We start from the raw sequence: 810 nt of genomic DNA on the forward strand, positions 1-810 counted from the left end.
CACACAACCGTGGCCGGGCACATGCCCGCCAGCCATCGGCGATACGCCGGCATGACGCCCGCCGAGATCCGCAGGAAGGCCGCAAGGATCGGTCCCAACACCGCGGCCCTGGTGGATCTGGTGCTGCGAACGAAGACGCATCCCGAACAGGGTTTCCGTGCCTGCCTCGGCATTGTCCGGCTCGCCACGCCTCATGGGCGCGACGCCCTCGAGGCGGCCTGCCTGCGTGCGCTCGAAATCGGCGGCCTGTCCTACAGCTCGGTCAGGTCGATCCTTCAGAGTGAGCCGTCGAGGCGCCACGGGTTCGAGCCCGGCGGCGAACGCTGCATCGCCGACGGCCCGAAACGCCCGCGGAGGGGCCGGCGGTCACACATCCCAACATCCGCGGCGCCAGTTACTTCCACTGAGAAAGGACCCGAACATGCTCGATCACCCCACCCACCAGCGCTTGCGCGCGCTCAAGCTCGACGGCATGGCCGATGCCTTTGCCGAGCTTCAGCAGCAGCCCGACGCCGCCACGCTCAGCCATGCCGAATGGATCGGCCTGCTGATCGACCGCGAGGCCACGAACCGCAGCACCAAGCGCTATCAGAGCCGGATGCGGGCCGCGAAGCTGCGCCATGTCGGCGCCGCCATCGAGGACGTCGACTATCGCGCCCCGCGGCAACTCGACCGGGATCTGTTCCGCCAGCTCGCCCTCGGCGACTGGATCGAGAAGCGGCAGAACCTGATCATCACCGGTCCCTGCGGTGTCGGAAAGACCTGGCTCGCTTGCGCCCTCGGCCAGAAGGCCTGCCGTGACGGCAGAGG

The 810-nt window shown here is 68.5% G+C and carries 1 protein-coding gene; it reads left to right on the plus strand.

Annotated elements, in window-relative coordinates; genetic code table 11:
- Positions 1-421: 421 nt before the first annotated feature.
- Positions 422-810 (plus strand): ATP-binding protein (locus IM708_RS21100; protein ID WP_209428510.1); only part of this gene is annotated, 389 nt, incomplete at its 3' end.

The organism is Pararhodobacter sp. SW119 (assembly GCF_017811755.1).
Taxonomy (GTDB): Bacteria; Pseudomonadota; Alphaproteobacteria; order Rhodobacterales; family Rhodobacteraceae; genus Pararhodobacter.